This window comes from Bhargavaea cecembensis, assembly GCF_001619585.1.
GTDB lineage: Bacteria > Bacillota > Bacilli > Bacillales_A > Planococcaceae > Bhargavaea > Bhargavaea cecembensis_A.
Genome location: NZ_LQNT01000009.1, coordinates 824,818 through 849,116 on the forward strand (window position 1 = coordinate 824,818; position 24,299 = coordinate 849,116).

The window sequence follows — 24,299 nt, forward strand, 5'->3', positions numbered from 1 at the left end:
TCTACATCTCCTGTCTGTCAAATCACACCAAGCTGTTCACTTTTCAGATCCGTCACGAACATATGGCCCGGCGCATGCGTAATCATGAGCGAGGGTTTTGCATGCATCGCGACGGACTGAGGGGTGACGCCGCACGCCCAGAACACCGGCGTTTCCCCTTCCCGGACTGTGACCGCATCACCAAAGTCCGGGCTGGCAAGATTCCGTATTCCCATTTCCTCCGGATTGCCGATATGTACCGGTGCCCCGTGGACCGATGGGAATCGGCTCGTTACCTGGACGGCACGGACTACGTCGCCCGCCCCCATCGGCCGCATCGACACCACCATTGGGCCCGAGAACTTCCCGGCAGGAACCGTATCCACCGAGGTCCGGTACATCGGGACATTCACGCCTTCCTCATGATGGCGCATCGGGATTCCGTTCCTGATCAGCGCTTCCTCGAATGTAAAGCTGCAGCCGATGAGAAACGCCACCATGTCATTTGTCCAATACTCGTTCAAATCGGTCGGCTCATCCGTCAGTTCCCCATTCCGGTACACCCGGTATTTCGGCAGGTCCGTCCGGAGATCCGCGCCAGGCGCCGCCGCTGCCGGCACCGGTGAACCGATGTCGGTCACGTCGATCAGCGGGCACGACTTCGGATTTCGCTGGCAGAACAGAAGAAATTCGAATGCGTCCTCCTTCGGCAAGATTGCCAGATTCGCCTGCACGAACCCGTCGCTCACCCCCGCGGTCGGCCCCGTATAGGCCCCTCTCCGCACTTGTTCCCGAAACTGTTCCGGTGTCAGATTCCTCATGGGTTCACCCTCTTTCTATTTATTCGATCCATCAAAAGATACACAGCGGTCACGCATAGGGCCGAGATGCCGAGACGTACCCATATGGCCATCTCAAGCGTATTGCCGCCGGGCACATAGGCGGCCGTAAGCAGCAGGCCGTGGATCCATTCAGCCGCAAGAAGCGCGGCGGCCATTCCAACGAAGATCATCAAAAAACGCTTCAACGCCATTCCTCCCCGAGACCCGACTCATACAATTCCCGCTCGAACATCACCATGTCAATCGCCCGGATTCCGTTTTCCCAAATCGGTTCCGGATAGGACAAAAATAAACCCCTTCTGATGCCGTACATGCGGAATCCGCATTTCTGATAGAAGACGAGATTCCCGATGCTAGAGTTGGCCGTGCCGATAATCATTCTTCTGAAGCCCATCTCCGTGTACCGGGATATACCGTCCTCGATTATTGCGCGTCCGATTCCTTTGCCACGTGATACTTCATGAAGAGCGATGTTCTTCAGCTCCACCGTGTCGCGATCGACAGGCACATACAGCGCTGCTCCGAGACTGTCAGCCCCCGACTTCGCCGCGAAGAGCCGGCCGTCATGAAGATATTTCCGGACAGCCGCCTCCCCTTCATCCGCCAGCATCAGCAATGGCAGATAGGCTTCACGCGGACCGGTGACTTCCTCAATCCTCATGGGCGGCCATCTTCTCCATCCGCTGTTCCGCAAACCGCTTCAGCAGGTGGACAGCAGCGATGCAATCTTCGAGATCGGACCATTCCGCCGGGTTGTGGCTGATACCGCCAATACTTTTCACAAAAATCATCGCCATCGGGACATGCCTTCCGAGGATCATGGCGTCGTGACCCGCGCCGCTCATGAATTCCATCGGCCGGACACCCGCTTCTTCGAAGACCTCGCCAAGTTCTTCCCGTACTTCGTCCGTCACGGGAACCGGATCTATTGAAGAAGCAAGCTCAAGCAGGACTTCCACTCCACTGTCTGCCGCGCAGCGTTCCGCGGTCTCACGCACCTTCTGAAGCAAACCGTCACGCGCAGTCTTGTCGAGATCACGGATGTCAACGGTGAGGGCAACCTGTTCGGGGATGACATTGGCGCCGTTCGGCGAGACGTTCAGCTTGCCGACAGTGGCGACCGCAGTGTCGCTGAATCGGGCTGGAAGCGAACTCACTTCATGCACAAAGCGGCCCGCAGCAACGAGCGGATCCCTCCGTCCGGCCATCGGTGTGTTGCCGGCATGTCCTGCGGTACCGCGGAAGACGGCATTTAGCCAGGCAGGTCCTGCAATGCCCTTGACGATGCCTGCCGGAAGACCCGCCTGTTCGAGCAGTTTCCCCTGCTCGATATGGATCTCCGCATAAAATCCGATCTCCTTTGGGTCCCTCGCGGCTTCCAGGAATGCATCCACAGATGTCCCATAGGCGCCGATGACCTCTTCAAACGAGTTGCCGTTTGCATCCGATAGCATCGTCAACGCTTCGCGACTGAGGTCACCCGTCATCGCCTGGCTGCCCATGATTCCCGCGCCAAACCGTGATCCTTCCTCCTCAGAAAAGATAATCACTTCCACCGGTACCGGCGGCTCGTAACCTGTTTCCTTCCATGCCTCGACCACTTCGAGCGCCGACAGCACTCCGAGTGGCCCGTCGAAGTTGCCGCCGTTCGGAACGGAGTCGACATGGGAACCCGCTGCGAACGCGAGCCCGTCCGCCTTTCCTTCAAGTCGCCCGATCACGTTCCCGGCACCGTCCATCCTGACATCCAGCCCCGCTTCACGCATCCATTCGATAACCTGTTCCTTTGCCCGTTTTTCTTCCGCCGAAAAGCCCGGTCGGTTGACGCCGCCGTCCTCCGTCTCTCCGATCGAAGCAAGCGTCGCCAGTCTTTCGGCGAGCCTTTCTCCGCTCACGCCGTCACGGTCTGCCGCCCCATCATATCCGGCGAGCAGCCGGTCCCTCACCGATTCTCTCATCTGCACTTCTCCTTTCCATCTGTCCGAAAAGGCGGACAACCTAGAATTTTACGTCATCCGTCCGCTTCTTCTATGATAAACTCTTGAATATATGAAAGAAAGGGGACGACATCATGAGTGACATCCGGACATCGGCGCTGATCGGCCTCGGGGCCATCGGGGCGGCCTACGCCGAGCAACTGCAGACACATTTGAAAGAGAATTTTCATGTACTGGCCGATGAAGGCCGCATCACGCGATACAAGGACCACGGCATCCGCATCAACGGTCGCGAGACTCGATTCCGCTACAAATCGCTGACCGGGGATGCAGAACCTGTCGGGCTGATTGTGTTCGGCGTGAAAAACGATCAGCTGGATGAAGCGATTGACTGCGTCCGCCCGTTTGTCGGACCGGAAACGATTCTTCTTCCGCTCCTGAACGGCATCTCGAGCGAGGAAGACCTGAAGACGGCATTCCCGGACAATCCGGTCCTCTACGCCATGTGCGTCGGAATCGACGCACAGCGAAAAGACCGAGATATCCGCTACTCCAGCCTCGGCCAGATCACATTCGGTACACGTGCCGGAGAGTATCCGGAAGCGGAAGCCGCAGTCGAACAGCTCTTCCTTGAGGCAGACGTTCCCTACGAGATCCCGGATGATATCTGGCGTGAGATGTGGTGGAAGTTCATGATCAATGTCGGGGTCAACCAGACCTCCTCGGTGCTCCGTGCCCCGTACGGAATTTTCCAGACCATCCACAGCGCAAGAGGTTGGATGGAAGAGGTCATGAAAGAAGTTGTCTTGGTGTCCCAGGCGGCTGGCGTGGGCCTGAACGACCGCGACATCGCCCGTTTCCGTCCAATTTTGGACAAACTTTCTCCGGAAGGCAGGACGAGTATGCTGCAGGACATTGAAAACGGCCGCAAGACCGAAGTTGAATACCTGGCCGGCAAGATGGTCGAACTCGGGAAAAAGTACGGCGTGTCCGTTCCGGAGAACGAGCATCTACTGAAAGTCATCCGGATTATGGAGAAGATGTAACATGACCAAACCGGGACCAGTCCAATCCTCGTCACCTCCAAAACACATCGTCTCCGCTGCCGCCATCGTTGTGAATGACCGGAATGAACTGCTCCTGATCCGGGGGCCGCGCCGAGGGTGGGAAATGCCCGGCGGCCAGGTGGAGGAAGGTGAATCGATCCGGGATGCCGCTATCCGGGAAACCCTCGAGGAATCCGGCATCGAGATTGAGATTACCGGCTTTTGCGGCATCTACCAGAATGTGTCCCGCGGCATCTGCAACACGCTCTTTACCGGTAAACCGATCGGCGGTACGCCCACTCCGTGCGAGGAAGCACTCGAAGTCGGCTTTTACCCGCTGCCGGATGCGCTCGACATGGTCACCAAAGGGAACTTCCGGGAACGGATCGAGAAGTGTCTGGATCCGGATGCGCAGCCGTTTTATGTGGAGTTTAATACGTGATAAAGCAAAGACGCGCTCCGTATGGGGCGCGTCTTTCCAAATTCTTAACTGTAATTCCATTTCACCGTGACATTGTCTACTTTTTCAGCTCCTGCCGGTAATTCAAAGAACAATTCGTAATCATCTTTGCTGTACCAGAGATAGTCAAAATCCATCCCTTCTTCCACCTCAGCAGATCCCATATACTGACGGACTTCCTCTACCGTCGGCTTTTCTTTAAAATGATAGGTCACTGTTGTTACAGGTTTTTCTTCCTGTTCATCTGCCACGTATGGAACACCATAGTGATATTTCCCGTAGACATGCCGGATGCCGCCTTCAAAGTCAAACTCGGCTTCAGGTTCCCCTGCTCTTGCTTTCAGTTCGGACAGGTCGGAACCGATCTGAACCGCAGCGCCCTGAACCTTACCCTGTTGCAGATCCGAATAGAAAGAGGCCGGCATGACAGACTCTTTCTTATTCACATTTTGATCCGCCTTGTCGAGGGATGACTCAGGCTGATGATCATGCTTTATGGCAAGCATATTGTAAGACTCGCTAAACATCTCATCCTCTTGCCCTATTATGCCAAGTTCATGTACCTCGTTGAGTTCATTGAGTTTAAGCTCGTCTAACTCTGTATCAGAACCGTCGGCCGCTGAAGCCGGTATGGCAACTCCAAAGATAATTCCCAATGCTGCGGCTGACAGGGGCAGCTTCCTGAATCGCTTTTGCTTCATCATGCAAACCTCCTTTAAGGACTTTACCGGGATGAGCCTATGTCGTTTTTACATGAAAAGTCTTGATGAAGCGTATCCGTTTGATAGGATTAAATTTTATAAAACCCAAAGGATTGTAGCTGCTTCATTATTACGTGCATTCCTCTTTATAAAGAAAATAAACTCACTAATGGTTTGGTGAAATCCACTTCCACCCCTTTACTTTTCTCCATTCTTCATCTATAAATAGTCTTGGAATATTTACCAAGAGAGAAGGAACACCTCTATGAATTTATGCATCAAGAAGGTCAAAGCCACTCCGGCCATTCTCCTCATCGTCCTCTTCCTCTTCCTCACCGGTTGTGGAACGGCCGTGGACGAGGAAACTGTGGAAGAAGATACGGAACAGGTCCAACCGGAAAAACCGTCTGAACCGGAGAAGAATACTGAAGACTCTACTCCTGAAAAACCTGTTGAAGAAAAGGCGGAAAACAAACCGGAAGAGCCCAAACAAAATCAGGCTGAGCAACCTGCGGCCAAGGAAACCAAGCCCGCCAAGAAACCGACCGAAACCGGCGGCACCACCGCCCATATCCCGGTCGAACTCGTCAAGACGATCGACGGCGACACGATCAAGGTCCTCTACAACGGGCAGGAAGAAAATGTACGCTATCTCCTGATTGATACGCCAGAAACGAACCACCCGCGACTCGGAAAGCAGCCGTTCGGCGATCAAGCCAAAGAGCGCAACCGCGAACTCGTAAACAGCGGCGAGCTGTCGATTGAATTTGACATCGGCGGCCGGACCGACAAGTACGGCCGGCTGCTTGCCTATGTGTATGTAGACGGCAAGAGCGTGCAGGAAACGCTGCTCCGGGAAGGCCTCGCCCGCGTCGGCTACGTCTACCCGCCGAGCACCCGTCACCTCACACCGTTTGAGGCCGCCGAAGCAGAAGCCAAGGCGAAGAAAATCGGCATCTGGTCGATCGAAGACTACGCGACCGACTCCGGTTTTGATACGGAAGCCTCCGGACAGCAAAGTGCAGCTGCAAGTGCGCCCGCCTCATCAGGCGGATCCTCTTCCGGCGGAGGCGGCACATCTGGCACGAAATACGACGGTGACCCGAACGCTCAAAGCGGCACCACCACTGAGTGGTTCAAAAACTGCACCGAGCTTCGCACGAAATACCCGGATGGCGTCCCCGCCGGCCACCCTGCCTACCAGTCGAAGATGGACAGGGACAAAGACAATTATGCTTGTGAATAAGGCAATTCAAAATCCCCCGGCAGCGCATGCCGGGGGATTTTCTGTGAATACCGCGAATGATTAAATTAAGCGGTCGAGTGACGAATTTACGCCTGTGAATGACGAAACTGGATGCATGAATGACGAGATTGTTTCCTATCCTCACTCATTTCCCGCAGCACTTCTTATATTTCTTCCCGCTCCCGCATGGACACGGGTCGTTCCGTCCGGCCTTCTCCGTGACAGCCTGCTGTCCGGCGCCAGCTGTGCCTGACGCTCCGCCCGACAGTACCTTCAGCTCCCCGCTTCCTCTTAGCTCGTTCGGCGTGTGGCCACGGTTTTCCCACATCCGGGTCGCGTTCACCATGTCGAAGTACAGGCCGATGAGTTCGTTCGCCTGCTGATCATCATCAAATACGATACCTTCGTCATCCAGCAGCAGACCCATCGCCTGTGCCGGCGTCGTATTGGAAGCGGCGAGATATTGTGCGTAGTCGACCCAGTTGATGGCACGAGCCTCCTCGCCCCTAAACAGCTTCCGTTCAGCAAACTTGCGGAATGCAGTAAGCTCAGCTGTTACCTCGTAGTGGTCCGCATCGACATACAGCATCAGTTTTTCTTTATCCGGCACGTAATACGGCTTGCCGTTCGCCTGCTTTGAGTAATAATCGAACTGCTCTGGGTCCAACAGCTCTTCGTGGATAAACCGGTCGCCCTTCACGTGGACGAATCCGCGGTCCAGCCACTCCGCCGCGGACGGATCTTTCAGCACCGCAGCGAAGTCAGAGTCCGCATGTGCGGTGCCGTTTTGCTGATTGTAGATCTCCCGGACCTTCGTGACCGGAGCAATTCCCCAAAGGTGGGTCAGTGCCAGGATGTAGTCGACTTTTTCCTGCACATCCTCCTCCAGCTCCGGCCGCGGCATTCCGAGAAGAATTTCTTCTCCCATCTCATACGGCGTGTGGCCACGGTGTGCCCAGCTCCGGATGTGATTGTACATATGGGCGGCATAGCGCATCAGGTTTTCGAAGTCGTCCGGATCCAGCTTCTCTGTATCATTCCCGGTCCTCAGTGCGGCGATCAGGTTCTGGAACGCATCTCCTGCAGGTTCATTTGCGGCAGACCGAATCCATCCAAGAAGATCCGAGACTTCCCCTTTACTATATCCAAGCCGATCCTTCGCGAATTTCCCCAGCGCCTGAGACTGTGCCGTCATCTCTACATAGTTGCCATCCCGGTACTGCAGCAGTTCCTCCGCCTCCGGCACATAAAACGCCTTTCCTTTCGTCACTCCAAAATACAGATCAGCTTCGTTGTCCTGCATGACCGTATCGTGTGCCAGGAACTCGGATTCCGCACGAACGAGACCCATTTCTTCTTCAGAATCCCGAGCAAGCATCCGCACCTGTTCCGCGCTTACCCTGTCGCCCGTCTGTTCCGTATAGATTTCGGCCACTTTTTCGTAAGGTACCACGCCATATAAATTAGTTGCCGATACGATATAGTCCATCAACAGTTGCCTGTCCATCCGGCACACCCCTTCCGTCCATTCCAAGTCTCTTCATTATAACGTGAATAACCCGGGCGACTTCAATCATTCACTCTGCGCTGCTTCTATGAGAAAATGGAAGAAACCCTGTACGAAAGGAGAGGCCCCATGGACAAGCTTAAGAAAACCAACTCCCGCGGGTTTTTCCTCGGTGCCCTGATCGGCCTCGTGATCGGCACCGCTTTGGATAGCTTCGCCGTCGGTCTCGGAGTCGCGATCATTTTTGCCATCGTATTCGGGAGTAATGGAGACGAACAGGACGAAGACGATTGAATCGCGGCGCCCCCTTTCATTGTCCACGCCGAGTAGGAACGCAGCCTTCTTCCTATTACGAATCACTGACAGTTCATAGGAACTCCTTCACGCCTCGGCAACTCACTCGCCATCACATTTTACATCGTCCCCAGCGTCTCCTTTTACACGCTAAAATGTGAATCAATCAGAAAAGCCGGCCCTCCTGGCCGGCTTCCTGTTTGTTCTCAAAATCCCCACCCTTACAGCGACCACACCTCGAGCCCGATCTTCCTGAATGCCTCCTTGGGATAGAGAGTCTTCAGGTCAAAGACCATCCTGCGTCCGTCCTTCAGCATCGAGCGGATCTCCGGTACAAATCCTGTTCCGCGGAAAGCGTCGTGACCGACGGCGATGACCACGGCATCCAGGTTCCGCAGGGAATCTTTCTCGGCAAGTTCAAAACCATACTCCCGCCTGACCGCTTCCGGATCGGCGATCGGATCATGAATGACCACCTCAAACCCGTATCGCTTGAGCTCCCGGACGAGGTCGGCGACTTTCGTGTTGCGGCTGTCCGGACTGTTCTCCTTGAATGTAAATCCCAATATGCCGACCCGTGTATCCGTACCGATGCTGCCGTGCACGCGGAGAAGTTCCCGAACCATCTGGTCCGCCACGAACTTGGCAACCCCCTCATTAACCGCCCGGCCGGCAGGAACGACTAGCGGTGCAAGGCCGAGCAGCTCAGCTTTATAGATGAGGTAATGCGGGTCGACGCCGATGCAGTGTCCGCCGACAAGTCCGGGACTAAAGTGGAGAAAATTCCACTTTGTACCGGCAGCCTTCAGCACCTCGGCTGTGTCGATCCCCATCCGGTTGAAGATCACCGAAAGCTCGTTCATGAACGCGATGTTCACGTCACGCTGTGCATTTTCAATTACCTTGGCGGCTTCGGCCACCCTGATAGACGGTGCTTCGTAAACGCCCGCTTTGACAACCGAACGGTATACATCGCCCACTCTCTTCAGTCCTGCCTTATCGGAAGCAGAAACGATCTTTATGATAGTGGATAACGTATGGACCTTGTCACCCGGGTTGATCCGTTCCGGGGAATAGCCGACTTTAAAGCCGTCTCCAAGGGTGAGCCCGGAGGTCTCTTCCAGTATCGGAACACCGATTTCCTCCGTCGTCCCTGGATAGACCGTCGACTCCAGGACTACGATCGCCCCTTTGGACAGATGTTTTCCCACCGTCCGGAAGGCGGATTTGACCGGCTCCAGATTGGGGGTACGATCCGGATGCAGGGGCGTCGGAACGGTCACGATAAAGAAATTGCATCCCTTCAGTGCTTTTTCATCAGATGTGAGTCGTGCACGGGTTTCCTTTAATGCAGTTCCGCCTACTTCTCCAGTGACATCGATCCCGTCCCGGTATGCTTTGATTTTTTCCTGGTTCAAATCGAAACCGACAACCTCATAGTGTTTGGCCAATTCAACCGCAAGCGGAAGGCCGACATAACCCAGCCCGATTACCGCAATCTTGTTTTCTTCCATTTATCCCCCCTCCTTTCAAAACCGGTCCGTCAGGGAATCAATTATGTGACTGAACCATTCGGTCACTTTGTCTTTCATCTTGTCAAATCCCGAGGGAGCATCCGAATAAAGGACACTGTCACCGCTTGTAATCAGGAGATTCGTGAAGACCGCATCCACGATCGTCATTTCCTCATCTTCCGGGACAGGCCCCTCGGGTACTCCTGCCAACTGCAGCCGGTAGCCTTTCTCGAGATCCAGGTCCTTTGTTTGAATCGTGAAGTCCATCCCTTCATTGACCCGGACATGCAGCACGTTCTCACGTACCTCAAGCCGGACCCGGATGACGTCTTTACCTGACAACTGATGCTTGGAAATGAATTTTTCTTCCTGCCTGGCGACAAGTTGCCCCTCTTCAACTGTCAGTTGGACCGTCTCTCCTGTTCTGTCCGCGACACCCAGGGCAGCGCCTTTGCCCAATGTAGCCTGCACAATGGCATCCGCCGGGAGCGGTTCCTTCAAAAGTGCAGTGACTTCCGCTCCGGGCTCAGACGTCAGGACGGCCTGCTCCCCGCGAAATTCCGCGACACCACCCCGGATCGTCCACCGGTCCGCTTTCCCCGGATCACCCGTTTCGAACGACACCGGCACCCCGGCTTCCTCCCTGATTGTCATCAGCAAGTGGTTTACCGGCCAGTCCGATCCGACTCGGAGCCGGGTAAGGTCCGTGACACTGTCGTCCGAACCGTTAAATAATTCTCCGCTCCTGTTGAAATGGAGCTTGAAGTAGGTCCGGATCATCTGGTCATTCACCTCTTCGACTGCAGGGTGCATACCATGATACAGAGCGTCCGGGCGCGAGATTGCATACACATCCGGCAACTCTCCGAACTCCCGGGTATACATCGCCTTCATATGCGCATATTCACCGCTGATCCGTTCCTTCATCTGATCAGCATTTTCCTTCGGAATCCCGTTTTCATCCCGCTGAAAATCCATCAGCGAATGGTTGGACCTTACAATGTCCATGTCAGCCGACACATCCTCGGCATTCAGTTCACCGATGTAGCCCCCTTCACTGTTGAACACATTGATATAGGCAAGGCGGTACCCGTTTGTCCCCATCTCCCAGTAACCGCTATTGATCATTGTTTTTAAATGGCTTGGCTTTAGATAGCTCCGGTCATCAGAGACCAGATGATTGGCATAGGTGAACAGGGTAGCCTTGTAATTAAGGGCCTCAAGAGCCGGCTGGGCATAGACCACAGTGTCTCTCTGGCCGTCCTCGAATGACAGGTACAATGCTTTTTCCGGCAAAGGAGAGCCGGACCTGTAAAACTCCTGAACTTGCCTCTGAGATACCGTTTCGAACCCGAGGCGTTTGAGGGCTGACAGATGGGTGCTCAGCTCATCTTTTGAGACGCTGCTCTCATCGCCTTTCCGGGAGGCTCCCGGATAGCTGATTGCGATAAACCCTTCATCATTGACCATAGGTGCGTTCGGCTGCTCGTAAGTCTTCATGAGGAACACTTCCTGCACGAGGACATAGGAGAGCAGGGCGATGATGGCTGCCTGGATCACCGAACGGATTTTCTTCCTCCGGTTTTCCCGGTCGGGATCGAGCACGGCGAACCTGTGGTTCTTACTCATCTCCATCCCCTGCCTTCCCGTTCCGCGGCCATCGTTTCCCGCGCTTTTTCCCGGCGGCAACATCCTGCGGCGTATCTCTCGTCCCCCACGTCGACTTATAGAACGTCACCCAGGCGACTGGCATCTGCCAGAGCAGGATAAACGTGTAGTAGAGGACGAAGACGAATCCGTAGGCCCAGAGCCTGCTTTTCCTGAAGAATAAGTAAGCGAAGCTCATCAGCATCGCCATCAGAGCGAGGCCGACAATGAAAGTGGACGGGAAGAACCCGTGGAAGATTGGAATGTAAACGAAGTTGTAGAGCACAACGATTGGAGCCGCAATCGGAACGATGAGCCCGACCAGGAAGAACAGGAACATCAGCGGCTCTTTTTTCCACATGAACGTCAGTGCCCGGAGCGATTCCCTGAGCCATGATCGTTTCCAACGCATCTGCTGGCGAAGGAACATCTTCCCCGTTGACGGCACTATGGTCGAGCAGACCGCACTGTCCTGGTAACCGGTCCGATGCGTCTTCAGAATATAGTTCGTCATACTCCTGTCGTCTCCAAATGTTGCCGGATGCCCGAGGAAACGCTGATTCAGCCATGCGTCGGCATACTGGAGGACCAGGTCCTTCCGGTAGCATGACAGCGGTCCTGACAGGCAAGTCACCGCGTCGAAGTATGCTTCTGCCGCTTTCATGATCCGGAATGCAATGTAGTAGCGGACCGTCTGCAGCTTTGACAGGTAGTTGGTGAACTTATTGGCCACTTCGGTACGGCCGGCCACTCCGCCCATATCAGGGTCCTGGAACGGCTGGACAAGGTTTCGGATGGCATTCGGCTCCAGGAAGCTGTCGGAGTCGACGAACACAACGAGGTCATGCTTTGCATGTCTCACGCCGCGGATCAGCGCCTCACGTTTACCCGAGTTCTTCTTTAAAGACATGAAGGTGACCCGATTCCTCGTCCCGAACCGCTCGCCGTACCGGTGGATCTCGCGAAGTGTCTTTCGGATCTCCGCTGCCGTTCCGTCCGTCGAGCAGTCGTCGACGATGATAAGCTCCAATTTCCCAGCCGGATACGACTGGTCCAGACAGCTTGCAATGGTCCGGCTTATCCACTGTTCCTCATTAAACACCGGGATGATGATTGAAACTCCCGGCTCATACCTGGGATTCAGCGGGACATTCCGATACAGGCTGCCGAACAAATACCTGCTCAAAAGGAATGTTGCGGCGATGATACTATACAAGTATAGGAACTGATGGAACCTGAAATAGACGAAGCTCTCGGTACGCATCAGAACAACGAGTGACACAACCAGCATCAGGAGGAATCCGGCTGCAGGCACGGCGAACCGCCAGCGGTGCCGATCATGATGTTTTTTCAGCGGCCGTTCAAACCGGATGGCGACGTAGAAATCCTCTCCGCCTTCCCCCCTCTTCCTGAATGTCCTTGCAACTTCCGCTCCGATGTTCACTCTGGACTCGCAGCCTTCCGGCATGACCCCTCCCGGCACTGAAAACCTGAACTTTCCTTTTGTCAGTTTGGCGAGGTCCCTGCCTTGATCACGGGGAATTCTCATGAGCATCCCCGTATTTGATATTTCCACACATCTAGCATTCATGAACCGGTCCTGATGATCATCTGTGCTGAACCTGGCCCGAACCGGAAAGTCCGCCTCATAGCGCTGTCCGCTGTCCTTCCATTCCTGAACGGCATTCGGGTGGAGCTCCGCCGGCATTTCCTCCCCCATAGGGAATCCCCGCCTGTCCACAGCAATCAGGTTCCCGGGCGGTTCCGGGACATTGGGCAGGAGACTCCTGTCCTCCCTCGGGCGGGCCAGTATTTCTTGGCCGGTAGCCATTTCTATCTCCCCACATTTCTTTTTGGTCCCTTAAAGCCCGGTCTCGGAGAGAAGCTCTCCGATTGTCTTGAATTCATAACCCCTTTCCTTCAACTCCTCCAGTATCTTTGGAAGTACCGAAATCGTGTGCGACTCATCCTGGATATGCATCGTAATGATGCTGCCGGGCTGCACATGGTCCACGACCCGGTGGTAAACCTCCTGTTCCTTGAGGTTCATGTTCCAGTCAAATGACGTGACATCATACAGCAGGATATAATCCACGCCGGTGGCAGTGATTTTCATGGCAGCTTCGTCGTCGAGTTTTCCCTGTGCCGGACGCATATAGTTGGACGGCGTCTCCCGGATCGCTTCCGCAATCACTTCATCTGCCCTGATCAGGTCTTCCTGCAGATCCCGCAGCGGCATTTCCGTGACCAATTGGTGCGAATATGTGTGACTCGCAATCTCATGCCCTTCCTCCAAGATCAGCCTGGCAAGCTGCGGATTCGCCTCCACGCCCCTGCCGATCAGGAAGAACGTTGATTTGATGTCGTTCTCCTTCAAAATTTCAAGCACCTTGGAGATTGTCCGGTCACTCGCCCAGTCATCAAATGTCAGTGCTACGACTTTCTCATCAACAGGGAAGCTTCGGATCACTTTTGGTTTAGACCCTTCGAAGTTTTTGTTGAAAACCAGCCCGTTTGATTTGTAGTAATCTTCTCTGTAAGAAGTCTCCGCCAGCTCTCCCAGGGCCGTCAGACCGTAACCTTCCTCCTCTGCCATCCGGGCAATCATCGGAACGGCATCAACTACTGCAGGGTTTGCCGCATTCAGTTGGATGATTGCGCCCCTCACCATGAACCTGTCGATATAGCCGGTGATTTCCACCGCTGTTTTCATCTCACTGTCCTTAGGGCCGATTGTGTTCATCACCAATTCCAATCCCGCTTCGGCAGCCGCCTGTTCAAAGGTGTCGGAGGTGTCACCGTTCCGCGTCCTCACATATTTCGGAGTAATTCCCAAGCGTTCGTTGAAAACCTGATTCGCCAATTCCACTTCCCTGTAGGCCTCTTCAAAGTCAAGCCCATTCGGCAGGACATTGTTCAGGGTGCCGTTTTCAACCTCATGTCCCCGTTCAAGGATTTCCTTTGCCAATTCGGGATCTTCTGCAACCCTAACTGCCGGAACGAAAAAGGTGGCCTTCGCGCTTTCCAAATCCAGCGCATCAAGCAACCGCTCCATTGTCTCCCGGTCCGCCATTCCGTTGAAGGTTAGCGCCATCGACTTTTCCGTCGTCAGGATGATGCGGAGCGGAGGCTTTGTCTCTGCGCTCGGCTCGGGGACTACAACGGCCGGCGGCAAATTCTCTTCTTCCGGCTGCTCCACATCAGCCGGCTTTTCCTGGCAGCCGGCGAACACCAAGACTGCAAGGAGGCTGATTACAGTACCCACTCTCCATCTCATGTTTTCGTCACCTCCCAAAATTTGATCATTTAATTGGCGGTTACCTTCCATAGTCCAATGCCTATAAACCCGTCTCCGAAATCATTTCCCCGACCGTGCTGAACTCATATCCCTGGCCAATCAGCCAATCCAAGATGCCCGGCAAGACCCTGACGGTATGAGCATTGTCCAGGATATGCATCGTAATGATGCTGCCCGGTTGAACGCCGTCCATCACCCGTTCGCATACTTCCTGGTCAGTCAATGCCGGATTCCAGTCATCTGAAGAGACGCCGACCTGGATGATATAATCCACTCCGGCTGCAGTGACTTTCTGTGCCGTTTCGTGGTCCAGCTTCCCCCGCGGCGGCCTGACATAGTTGGCTGGCGCCTCACCGATTGCCTCTGTAAGCACCTCATCCGTCCTGATTACCTGCTCTTGAATCTCCCGCAGCGAAAGCCCTGGAAGCTCAGGATGGGAATACGAATGATTGGCAATCTCGTGCCCGTCTTCCAGAATGGTCCTGGCCAACCCTGGATTTCGTTCAACACCCTCCCCAATCAGAAAGAAAGTGCAACGGATCCCATGCTCCCTGAGAATGGACAGCACCTCGTTCACCGTCTCATCGCTCGCCCAGTCATCAAAGGTAAGCACAACCTTTTTGTCTTCAATCGGGAACCTATCAATAATCTTCGGTTCCGCTTCCTGAAAGTCATCGTTGAATGCCAACTGATTGAATTCGACGGCAATTGGTTCATCGTGCTCGACCACGACCTCAGGTTCTGCCTGGTCAGGACTGTCTTTGTGGCAGCATGCCACCAGCAGAACTCCGGAGATGGCGGTGACCCAAATGAGCTTACGTATACCATCACAACCTTTCTCTCTCGGATGCAGAAGCACCACTGTCTTATCTATATTCGGGACCATCTTCCCAGGCATGGACCAACGCATAGACCGGGACTGGTTCCTTCGCGGAGTAAAACCTCCTGAATGGACAAGCGCCCACCAAAATGAGGCCGCCCGAAGGCAGCCTCATTTACCGGAATTGCGGTTAACTACGTCATTATTCTGGCATCTTGGTCTGCTATGACTTTCTGAAAGAAAAAAAACGGCCCGCCGGCCGGTTTTCTTCTATCTTATTCTTCTTTAAACGCATTTTTCATGATCTCATAAGACTGCTTGAGTCGTTCCTCCGCCTCCGGGAGATCCCAGTTATCCCAGGTGTATCCCTTGAGCGGTCCCATTTTTCCTTCCTCGGCCTCCGGCAGGGAATCAATAACCTTGCCGTCTTCTCCGACCACCAGTACCCCGAGGCCAATCTGTTCGATGATGACACTGGCCGATTCCCCGTCTTCCGCGAGATTTCCCATGAACTCTTTCATGCTCGGGTCCTTCGACTGAAGAAGAAGCCATGGAAGACGCAATTCAATCACGCCCTCCCCTGCATAGTAGTCAGCCAGGGAATCGTAGTCCTTCGATTCCGGGTTGCCGTTCCCTTCACGCAGTTCCCCTGTTTCATAAGCTGCGAACGGTATCGTCCGATCCTCGTTAGCAACATGATATTCCTTATTGAGGGTATATTCGATCGGAATGAATCGGCCGCTGTCATTCACCCGTTCGACGTCCGGAATCAGGCCGAGCTTCTTTCCATACAGATAATGGTGTAAATCATAGTACGGATCGATCAGGAGACGTGATTTTTCGCCGTTTAGTTGCGCGATAAACTCCAGGCCATCCGAAAGTGCCGGGCCGCCCTTTATCCCCTCGATCGTCGTATTGCCCTGACCGGGCACCGTATCCAAGAGAACAACCGGATGCCCTTCCGCTTCGGATTCCATATCCAGCCGCACATACAGATACCGCTCATCATGATCGGCATACACGGCCCGGATCGGTCCGTCCTCTTTTCGATACAACGGTTCCAGGCTCCAGTCGGATACATCCCCGTCAACCTTCACTTTCAGCCGGTCAAAACTCAGGAGGCCGAACTGTTGCTCATTTGTCTGGGCATTTGACCAGAACGGCCGTCTGTCAGGATTATCGTAGTCCGTCGTGTTCCATGTCCGTTTGAACCATTCGTCCTGCCAGGTAAAGACAAGGCCGCCGAGCATCCCCTCATACAGGATATCTTCATACAATCGCTTCAAAACTTCTCCCTGCTCCTGTTCGGACATGAAGCCCTGATTCCAGCCGAACGGGTTTTCGTGAGTCTTCCCGCGGGAGGCCGGAATCCCGAACTCCGCAATCAGGACCGGCATCCGGTGCGCCTCGTGCAATTCCTTCAGGTAGGCGGCATAGTTGTTCGGCTCACCGCGATGGTCACGGAATTCCAGGTAGCGGCGCTCGTAGTTCAGGAAGTCCGGATAGTACGGATAAACGTGGTAGGACGCGAATATGCCGGCCCGATCCATCTCTCCCTTCGGATAAATCAGGTTCGGATCGACCGGGACCAGGTCTTCCTGCTCGGCGGATTCGGCCGGGTGATCCAGAAGATCGGTCGTCACCCAGTTTGTGAAGCTCATCGCACGGAGCGTTCCATATTCTCCGTGTTCATAGGCCGTCAGCCATTCCATCTGCTCCGCGAGCCAGTATTCAAACGGCCGGGCACCTTCCGTCCGGTAAAACTTCCCGTCAAAGTCACCGATTCCGGCGTGTTTCTCGTTTGTCCCCTGCACCGTATACGGGTACCATTCGATTCCGAGCATCCATGCACTCACCCACTGTGAAATGTCGGCATCATAATAGCCCGATGCGTGGCCCGGACGCTTTGGAAGATCCGCGTTTCCATGGACGACATCCACAATCCGAAGCATCTCCTCACGGAAATCCTGAAGATTCTCCTCCTCGAACGCATCCAGGGACTCTTCAAGCTTTTCCTCGTTGATCCAGACGCCATGCATGACATATAAGGGATCATCGTGCGATTCGTTATATGCCTTTAGTGCCCGGTAAAAGCCCGGCGGATGGAGTGTGTAGACCCGGATGGTATTGGCATTCATTTCCCCGATCATCTCGAACCAGCGTGCGTACTCTTCCTCGGTGATGGCCGCCTCGCCCGGGAAGTGGCCCGGATTGCCCATACCGATATTTACACCCTTCACCGTAATCGGCTTCCATTCCCCGTCTTCAAACACTTCCAGCCGGTCATCAGTTATTCTTGAATACACCCCGCCGTCCCCCTCCGCTTTCGCGCCGTGCACGGCTCCCGTTTCCTCTTTTCCGAATTCGTCCAGCAACCCACGGATCATCGGCACATAGGCCGACCAATAAAATGATTGGTCGGAGAAGGTATTCAGCACACGGTAAACTTGAGGAAGTCCTTGCATCTGGTAAAACTTCGGAACCGATGGCACATCATTATAGTCCCCGGCAAAATAAATGCTTTCAGTTGCTCCCGACCTTTTCGAGACGACTGCAGCGAACTCCGTGGGGATTCCATTTTCACCGAGAAGGCGGCGCCCCTCGTCAGTCAGCCCCCAGTCATATCCCGCAAGTACCTGACCGCCATCGGCAGGCGTTACAATATCAAACCAATAGTCATACCGCGGGTTGCCGCCGATGCCAAACCGATCCTCTCCCTGTTCAGTGAAAGACAGCCGGATACCTTCTCCCGTAAGGTGCAAGTCACGTTCCAGGACCACCACCTCACCGGTCAGATCATTGACCAGCAGGAAGCCCGGCCCTTCATATGACCAATCCTCCCCGAACTGCTCCACCAGCCATAATGGGATTTCGTTGTTCTCCCGAAAGTCCAGTTCCTCAAAAAAGCGGCCTGTCCAGCCATCCCAATCAACGCCGAGACGTGACATCACCTGGTCCCGCACTTCTTTTCCGGTCGGCGAGGCGAATGTGTTGTATTCGGCGATCAGAAGCAGCGGATCACCGGACTGAATCCTCTGTTCCACTGCATCCCACTCCTCAAGGGAAAGGCCGCCATCAATCTTCTCTGACCGGGCACCTGACCGTTCCGATTCCTCCCAAGGGAGGTCTTCCCGGTAAACGCCATAGGTATCCGCTATGTAAAGAACATCCGTATCCTTGTAATCCGCGGCGGGAGTCCGCACCTCATAAGTCTGGCTCTCCTCGTCCGGGACGAAGCCTGCATAATCCCGGGCCGCTTTATACGGCTTGCCATCCGGCCTTACAACTTTCAAATGGTTCATCGCCCACATCAGGCCAAGATGCTCCCGGTACGTTTCATCAGGTACCGTCTTGTCGATCACGGTGACCGAAAGCGTCCGGCTGTCTTTTGCAAACCAGAGGATGACCGGCAGGATCAGGACAATCAGTGCCAAAGCGACAATCAGATAGAACTTTTTCATTCAGACATCCCCTTTGTTGCACCGACCCGCTCCATGTCCCCCCAGGAACGGATGCGGAACATGGACCGGACAAGCCCTTCGACCCGCCAAAACAGGGTCAGCGGCTTGTACCAGACAACCTCCGTGAGCGACAGTGCCATCATGCGCAGCACATCGCGCCTTTTCGGAAAGGCATTCAGGCTCCAGGACTCCAGCAGCACCGATCCAATGGAAAATACGGTTCCATACAAGATGAATAGCAGCATGAGCAGCACGGCGTATTCATAATAAATGCCGCCCATGAAGAATGCGGCGATCACATACAGATAACCGCCCAACTCGATCAGCGGCCCGAGGCATTCGACCAGCCAAAAATAAGGGATCGACAGCATTCCGACCGTGCCGTACTTCGGATTTAGGGTCATAGCCCTGTGCCGCCAAAGGCTCTCAAGCAGCCCCTGATGCCACCGCCTCCTCTGTCTTCGCAGAACGGCGAGTGACTGCGGTGCTTCTGTCCAGCAGACCGGATCAGGCACAAACTCCACCCTCGCATCCATTTTCTTATCCTTGATGAGCCGCTGGATCTTTACGACCATTTCCATGTCTTCGCCGATCGTTTCCGTGTTATAGCCGCCGGCTTCAAAGGCATATTTCTTCGAAAACACGCTGAAAGCACCCGATATGATCAGCACCATATTCAGCCTGCTCAGGGCGATCCGCCCCATAAGAAAGGCCCTCAGGTATTCGACGACCTGCATCACGACGAGCGGCCGTCCCGAAAGCCGGATGTCCGACACGACACCATGGTCGACGGCCATTCCATTGACAATCCGGACATTTCCTCCTGCAGCAACGACTTTACCGCCCGAAGTCATAATCGGCTTCATGACCCGCAGAAGTGAATTCCCGTCCAGGATCGAGTCCCCGTCTATCGTACAGAAATACGGATAACGCGCAAAATTGATCCCTACATTGAGCGCGTCCCCTTTGCCTCCGTTTTCCTTTTTGATCAGCCAAAGATTCGGATGGATACGGGATCGGTACACATCCAATACCCGCCTCGTATCCAGCCTGGATTCGGACGGCTTATCCGCACGCACCATGTCGAACCGCCGGATGACCATCTCAGCCGTTCTGTCGGTGGAGCCGTCATCGATCACGAGCAACTCAGTTTGGGGGTAGTTCAGATTGAGGAGCGAATGAATGCTCCCCACCACGCCTGCTTCCTCGTTATAGGCCGGCACCAGAATCGTGACCGGCTTGGAATAGAAGGCATCGATGAAACGGTCATCGAGTTCACGGCGGTCAAGGCGGCGCTGGCGCTTCAGGTCAAGAAAAGCGAACAGGAACATTCCGCTGTAGGCCAGGATGACAACGGCCATATAAATGAAAATGACCCCTCCAAAAAACTTCATCAACCACTCTATTGTGTTCTCCATCCTGTCCTCTCCCTCTCACCGGCTGTTCATTTGTTCCATCCATATGCGGCACCCTTAACGCAGGACCGCCGATTTCTCCTCCGGGGAACGCTGCCTGACCAACACTGCGCGGATTTCTTCCCGGACCAGCCAAGACGGATCATTGCGCAGGCGAGAGGCATATCGGGCGGCCTCATCCGCGGGAACCCTCCGGAGCATCCGTGCCACGAGGAACCGCTCCTCCCAGACGGGTGAATCGAATGCACGCTCAAGGATCTGATCTGGCGTCCGGATGCCGAATGCATCGATTGCCCTGAGCGCACGGATCCTGATCTCCGGATCCGGACTGTCCAGCAGCCCCTCAAGGAACGGCAGCCTCATAAGATCCTGCTGCATTCCCAGCACTTCAATCAGTCCGAATTTCAGGACGGGATCGAGTTCGCCGAACTGTGCGGCAGCCTCTTCAAACACATTTTCCGGCATCAGAAAAAACAGCTGGCGGGACTCATATTCAGAAAGATATCCGAGACGACCGGCAGTCCGATCCATGAAGCCGTCCGGACGGAATTGCAGTTCGATCAAATACAGTTGAAACCGCTCTTCCTCAGACAGCTTCTTGCGATCGAGCTTGCGAACATCGCCCAGGAGGCTCTCCATTCCAAAGTCCTCAATCCGGTAAAGGGCATTCATCCGTTCACTCCAGTTGCGGCTCTTCAGCTTCTTCCGGTAAAACGGCGCCAGGTGAACATCCGCAAATGCCCGGACCCGCTCTCTTATTCCGTTGCCCGTGACGTTCGTCAGGTAAGCACGGAAAATCTCTTCCACAGCGGCAAGTTCCGCTTCATCATTCGGCACCAGTTCTTGCGGGGCCGGCTCAAATCCACGAAGAACGCGATACCAGATTTCACCGTTTCGGGACAGATAGGCTTCCGCCCTTTTCGATTTTCTATCTTGCAAAGCACGGGCGGCGAACAGGTAGACAGTCAGTACCGCCAGCACCAGGAACAGCAGCAGAACCCCAATGAATATGGCGGTAACCGGTACCCCAATCATGACCATAACCTCGTCAGCAGCCGCTTGACCTGCGCCTCAAACAACCTCAAGTTGAACGGTTTGATCAGATAGCCGTCTGCACCGCTCTCATAGGCATAGGTCATGTCTTCTTCAGAGTTCCTGCGGGTCATCATCAGAATCGTGAACTTCCCGTCATTCGGAAGGGAACGGAGCGCATGCAGCACATCGAGTCCGTTCTGCCTCGGCAGCAGGTCATTCATGACAATCAGATGGGGATGGGCTGACGCTGTCCAGCCCGATTCGAGAAACGACCGGCCGTCTCCGAAAGTCTTGACCACGAGCCGTGCACCTGGTGTATCCAGATGGCTGAGCGCCTTGCCGAGTACATCCCGGAACAGCGGATCAGGATCGAGGACGCTTACTTTTACTTCTTCATCCGGACGCTGACCAAAGGGGTCCAAAACCGTAACCTGTTCCTCTTCACTATCGATTGCCGATTGCATTCGCATCAGTGAAGTCGAAAGTTCCGTATCAGGGTGGATGATTTCGAGGACAGCCGCCTTCATTTCCCCAGCTTCCCGGAACAGACGGTTCAGAAAGCCTCTTGCTTCATCCGTTCCGCTCATCGGCAACAGCACCCCACGCTCGTCGGGACGGTCCGTTTCAAATAGCACGTCAGTCGAGCGGACCAGGCTCTGGAGACGGGAAGCCGTTTCGGCAGCCGTTTCACTTTCCGCGCGGATCAGGACCATCACCATGACACGGCGGCCCCGCAGGGCATTTGCTTTTAGCAGGTCAAAGACATATTGGATGTGAGGCTCTTTCAGAACTGCCTGTGTCCCCGTTTTGTTCGGCACCATCCGTCACCCTCCCTTTCCCTATTACTCCACTACCCTGCCGGGCAGGAAATCTATCTTTCATACGGAATAAAATTCCTGTTCATTCCCAATATCATATAAAAGCATGTCGACAATGGGCAAGTTTTTTCGACAAGTATCATTTCATCCCGGGCACTTCCCTCTCTAAAGTGTGTCAGGCCAAAAAAAAACAGGCCGGTTGTCCGGCCATCATAATCATGATTCACTTATTATCCTTTCCGGTCAGGACACGACCGTTACCCGGTTTCTGCCCTCCCGCTTCGACCGGTACAGCGCTTCGTCTGCGCGCTTAAGAAGCACAGTTGTGTTCTCTCCATTCAGTCTGAGGGCGACGCCCGCGGACAGGGTCACCGGCACCGGCTCCCCGGCACCGGCGGTTCGTTTCCGGATGGATTCGGCCACTGATTCCGCAGTCTTCTCTGAAGCGGTCTCTGCAATGATTGAAAATTCTTCGCCGCCGATTCTCGCTGGAAACAGACGGATGCCTTCCGTACTTCCCGTCTCAACCATGACATCCTCAAGCACGGCCGCAACACGTCTGAGCACTTGATCCCCGATATCATGCCCAAATGTATCATTGACCTGTTTAAAATGGTCTATATCCAGTGCGATTACTGCAAACGTGATGTCATTTAAGGCTTCCATATGCTTCTCGAACGCACGACGGTTTGCAAGACCCGTGAGCGGGTCAGTTGAGGCCATCTCACGAAACTGTTCCGTCAGTTCAATGAGTTCAGCCTGCTTATTCTCGATTTTCTGCACCAAGCCCACAAGGTGAGTATTCGCCTGTTCTGTTTCGAGCCGAACGCGTTCGGCTTCACGTTTTGCCTGCAAAATCTCCTCTTCGTATTGCCCCCGGACAGGCATCGGCAGGATTGCACATTCATAACAGCCGCCCGCTTCCGCAGCACTGAGGAGAGCCGGCATTCTTCCATCTGAAGAGCGCATAGAAATTTCCATCTCCTTCACTCGGCCGTGAAGCTCAATGGCCGGCATGAAAAAGGTCTGGAAATAGACCCAGCCCGACACCGTCAGCATTTCCCTCACTTTCCCCGGAGGTGATCTGAAACCCGTCATTTCCAGGAAAGTCCGGTTAACCTCGAGAACATTCCATTCTTTATCCAAGACGACATAGCCGACCGGTGCCCGGTCCAACTGAGCATCCATCGAAACAGCCCCTGCCTTTCCGGCTGTTCCCAGCCATCTTTCCGATCATCTTACCAACTGGCGCCGCGGTTCCGGCCGGATACGCTTGTCCCGATTTCAGATTCTTGATTGAGGTATCGCTGTATTTCACTGATGGTCTCCTCCGGATCACTGATATGAGGATTGTGCCCTTTAGCCGACAGCACTCTGAACGTACTGCCCGGAATCTGTTCATGCACAAACTTCCCGACTTCGATCGGGGCCACAGAATCTTCCTGTGCCTGAAGAATCAGTGTCGGTATGCTTATCTCAGCCAGCTTATCCCTCACATCCGACATAAAAGTCACTTCCGCAAACTGGCGGATGATGACCGGGTCATTTGAAATGAACCGTTCTTCCAGTTCATCTGCAAGAAATGGCCGGTCTGTGTTCTTCATTGAAGCAGGCGCCATATATTTCGCCCACTCCTTGTAGTTCCGCTCCATCAGCTCAAGCAGCTCCTCAACATCTTCCCGCTCATAGCCGCCGGGATATCCGGGTGCATTGAGGTAGCGCGGCGACGGACCGATCATAATGAGCTTGCCGATCGCTTCAGGCCGTTTGATTGATGCCAGTGTGCCGATCATGGCACTGACGGAATGGCCTATAAACACCGCATCTTTGAGATCAAGTGCATCAATGATCTCGATCACGTCGCGTGCGTAGCCTTCAAGAGAGTTGTAATCGGAGGGACGGTACTGTGAACGGTCACTCCTGCCGGATCCTACATAATCAAACAGCACGACCCGCCAACCATTTTCAAAAGCCGGAGCCACCCGCTCCCAAACCGTCTGATCACAGCCCAGCCCATGGCCAAATACAAGAGTCCGTTCCCCGGAGCCGCTAATTGTCACGTGGTTCCGCTCCATCACTTTGTTTTTCATGTTCTCACCTACTTAAATGATTGTTCATCAACTCTACCTAACAGTATCACTGGCCTTAGTCTTCTTGAAAGTGTCTTTCGGGGTCCGGGTTACGAACTCCTGCGCTTTTTACTTATTTTTTGACAGCCTCGCACTCGGAATCTCATTTCTTGCGGCATTTCCCGTCATCTCCGGCTCGGAAAATGACGA

The 24,299-nt window shown here is 54.4% G+C and carries 21 protein-coding genes; 4 read left to right on the forward strand and 17 right to left on the reverse strand.

The window, feature by feature from the left end:
• Window positions 1–17 precede the first annotated feature (17 nt).
• Genes AV656_RS07660 through AV656_RS07675 form a run of 4 tightly spaced genes read right to left on the reverse strand, consistent with a single transcriptional unit; the run spans window position 18 to window position 2,779 of the window.
• Window positions 18–800, reverse strand: a complete 783-nt coding sequence (locus tag AV656_RS07660; protein WP_063180514.1) for a putative hydro-lyase — start codon at window positions 798–800, stop codon at window positions 18–20.
• Complete coding sequence (locus AV656_RS07665) at window positions 797–1,006, reverse strand: hypothetical protein (protein ID WP_063180515.1); 210 nt, start codon at window positions 1,004–1,006, stop codon at window positions 797–799. Before AV656_RS07665 ends, AV656_RS07660 begins: the two co-directional genes overlap by 4 nt.
• Window positions 1,003–1,482 carry a GNAT family N-acetyltransferase gene (locus tag AV656_RS07670; protein WP_063180516.1) on the reverse strand — a complete coding sequence of 160 codons (480 nt, stop codon included), beginning with the start codon at window positions 1,480–1,482 and terminating at the stop codon, window positions 1,003–1,005. The genes AV656_RS07665 and AV656_RS07670 overlap by 4 nt, the downstream gene beginning before the upstream one ends.
• Window positions 1,472–2,779 (reverse strand): Zn-dependent hydrolase, encoded by a 1,308-nt coding sequence (locus tag AV656_RS07675; protein WP_063180517.1) that lies wholly within the window; start codon window positions 2,777–2,779, stop codon window positions 1,472–1,474. Before AV656_RS07675 ends, AV656_RS07670 begins: the two co-directional genes overlap by 11 nt.
• A 113-nt stretch (window positions 2,780–2,892) precedes the next feature.
• Here AV656_RS07675 and AV656_RS07680 point away from each other — a divergent pair, with 113 nt between their 5' ends.
• Both AV656_RS07680 and AV656_RS07685 read left to right on the forward strand, forming a co-directional pair.
• Entirely contained in the window at window positions 2,893–3,804 is a 912-nt protein-coding gene (locus AV656_RS07680; protein WP_063180518.1) for a ketopantoate reductase family protein, read from the forward strand.
• A 1-nt stretch (window position 3,805) separates the two neighbouring features.
• Window positions 3,806–4,246 (forward strand): NUDIX hydrolase, encoded by a 441-nt coding sequence (locus AV656_RS07685; protein WP_063180520.1) that lies wholly within the window; start codon window positions 3,806–3,808, stop codon window positions 4,244–4,246.
• A 44-nt stretch (window positions 4,247–4,290) separates the two neighbouring features.
• Here AV656_RS07685 and AV656_RS07690 read toward each other — a convergent pair whose 3' ends face one another.
• Window positions 4,291–4,965: a hypothetical protein gene (locus AV656_RS07690; protein WP_063180522.1), complete on the reverse strand. Its 675-nt coding sequence runs from the start codon at window positions 4,963–4,965 to the stop codon at window positions 4,291–4,293.
• A 265-nt stretch (window positions 4,966–5,230) separates the two neighbouring features.
• On the opposite strand from AV656_RS07690, the gene AV656_RS07695 reads away from it, so the two are divergent.
• The gene (locus tag AV656_RS07695; RefSeq protein WP_082818651.1) at window positions 5,231–6,211 is read left to right on the forward strand and encodes a thermonuclease family protein; all 981 of its coding nucleotides are present in this window, start codon (window positions 5,231–5,233) and stop codon (window positions 6,209–6,211) included.
• A gap of 145 nt (window positions 6,212–6,356) precedes the next feature.
• On the opposite strand, the gene AV656_RS07700 is transcribed toward AV656_RS07695, so the two are convergent.
• Entirely contained in the window at window positions 6,357–7,718 is a 1,362-nt protein-coding gene (locus AV656_RS07700; RefSeq protein ID WP_063180524.1) for a YecA family protein, read from the reverse strand.
• A 129-nt stretch (window positions 7,719–7,847) separates the two neighbouring features.
• Between AV656_RS07700 and AV656_RS16325 the strand changes: the two genes are divergently transcribed.
• Window positions 7,848–8,012, forward strand: coding sequence for a hypothetical protein (locus AV656_RS16325; RefSeq protein WP_156484816.1), 165 nt, complete (start codon window positions 7,848–7,850; stop codon window positions 8,010–8,012).
• Between the two features lie 221 nt (window positions 8,013–8,233).
• On the opposite strand, the gene AV656_RS07705 is transcribed toward AV656_RS16325, so the two are convergent.
• From AV656_RS07705 to AV656_RS07755, 11 genes are all read right to left on the reverse strand, one after another.
• Window positions 8,234–9,526 carry a nucleotide sugar dehydrogenase gene (locus AV656_RS07705; protein ID WP_063180526.1) on the reverse strand — a complete coding sequence of 431 codons (1,293 nt, stop codon included), beginning with the start codon at window positions 9,524–9,526 and terminating at the stop codon, window positions 8,234–8,236.
• A 15-nt stretch (window positions 9,527–9,541) separates the two neighbouring features.
• Entirely contained in the window at window positions 9,542–11,161 is a 1,620-nt protein-coding gene (locus AV656_RS07710; RefSeq protein WP_063180528.1) for a polysaccharide deacetylase family protein, read from the reverse strand.
• On the reverse strand, window positions 11,148–13,004 hold the full coding sequence (locus AV656_RS07715) for a glycosyltransferase family 2 protein (protein WP_063180530.1): 1,857 nt from the start codon (window positions 13,002–13,004) through the stop codon (window positions 11,148–11,150). The genes AV656_RS07710 and AV656_RS07715 overlap by 14 nt, the downstream gene beginning before the upstream one ends.
• A gap of 30 nt (window positions 13,005–13,034) precedes the next feature.
• Complete coding sequence (locus AV656_RS07720) at window positions 13,035–14,450, reverse strand: polysaccharide deacetylase family protein (protein WP_231877249.1); 1,416 nt, start codon at window positions 14,448–14,450, stop codon at window positions 13,035–13,037.
• Between the two features lie 61 nt (window positions 14,451–14,511).
• Window positions 14,512–15,249, reverse strand: coding sequence for a polysaccharide deacetylase family protein (locus AV656_RS07725; RefSeq protein WP_197462220.1), 738 nt, complete (start codon window positions 15,247–15,249; stop codon window positions 14,512–14,514).
• 317 nt (window positions 15,250–15,566) lie between these two features.
• The gene (locus AV656_RS07730) at window positions 15,567–18,752 is read right to left on the reverse strand and encodes a hypothetical protein (RefSeq protein ID WP_063180536.1); all 3,186 of its coding nucleotides are present in this window, start codon (window positions 18,750–18,752) and stop codon (window positions 15,567–15,569) included.
• Window positions 18,749–20,170 carry a glycosyltransferase family 2 protein gene (locus tag AV656_RS07735; RefSeq protein ID WP_063180538.1) on the reverse strand — a complete coding sequence of 474 codons (1,422 nt, stop codon included), beginning with the start codon at window positions 20,168–20,170 and terminating at the stop codon, window positions 18,749–18,751. Before AV656_RS07735 ends, AV656_RS07730 begins: the two co-directional genes overlap by 4 nt.
• Before the next feature lie 54 nt (window positions 20,171–20,224).
• Complete coding sequence (locus tag AV656_RS07740) at window positions 20,225–21,202, reverse strand: HEAT repeat domain-containing protein (RefSeq protein ID WP_063180540.1); 978 nt, start codon at window positions 21,200–21,202, stop codon at window positions 20,225–20,227.
• A complete protein-coding gene (locus tag AV656_RS07745; protein ID WP_063180543.1) occupies window positions 21,199–22,023 on the reverse strand; it encodes a response regulator transcription factor in 825 nt (274 codons plus the stop codon). The genes AV656_RS07740 and AV656_RS07745 overlap by 4 nt, the downstream gene beginning before the upstream one ends.
• A gap of 240 nt (window positions 22,024–22,263) precedes the next feature.
• Window positions 22,264–23,208 (reverse strand): diguanylate cyclase, encoded by a 945-nt coding sequence (locus tag AV656_RS07750; protein ID WP_063180544.1) that lies wholly within the window; start codon window positions 23,206–23,208, stop codon window positions 22,264–22,266.
• A gap of 50 nt (window positions 23,209–23,258) precedes the next feature.
• Window positions 23,259–24,110, reverse strand: a complete 852-nt coding sequence (locus AV656_RS07755; protein ID WP_063180546.1) for an alpha/beta fold hydrolase — start codon at window positions 24,108–24,110, stop codon at window positions 23,259–23,261.
• Between the last annotated feature and the right edge of the window lie 189 nt (window positions 24,111–24,299).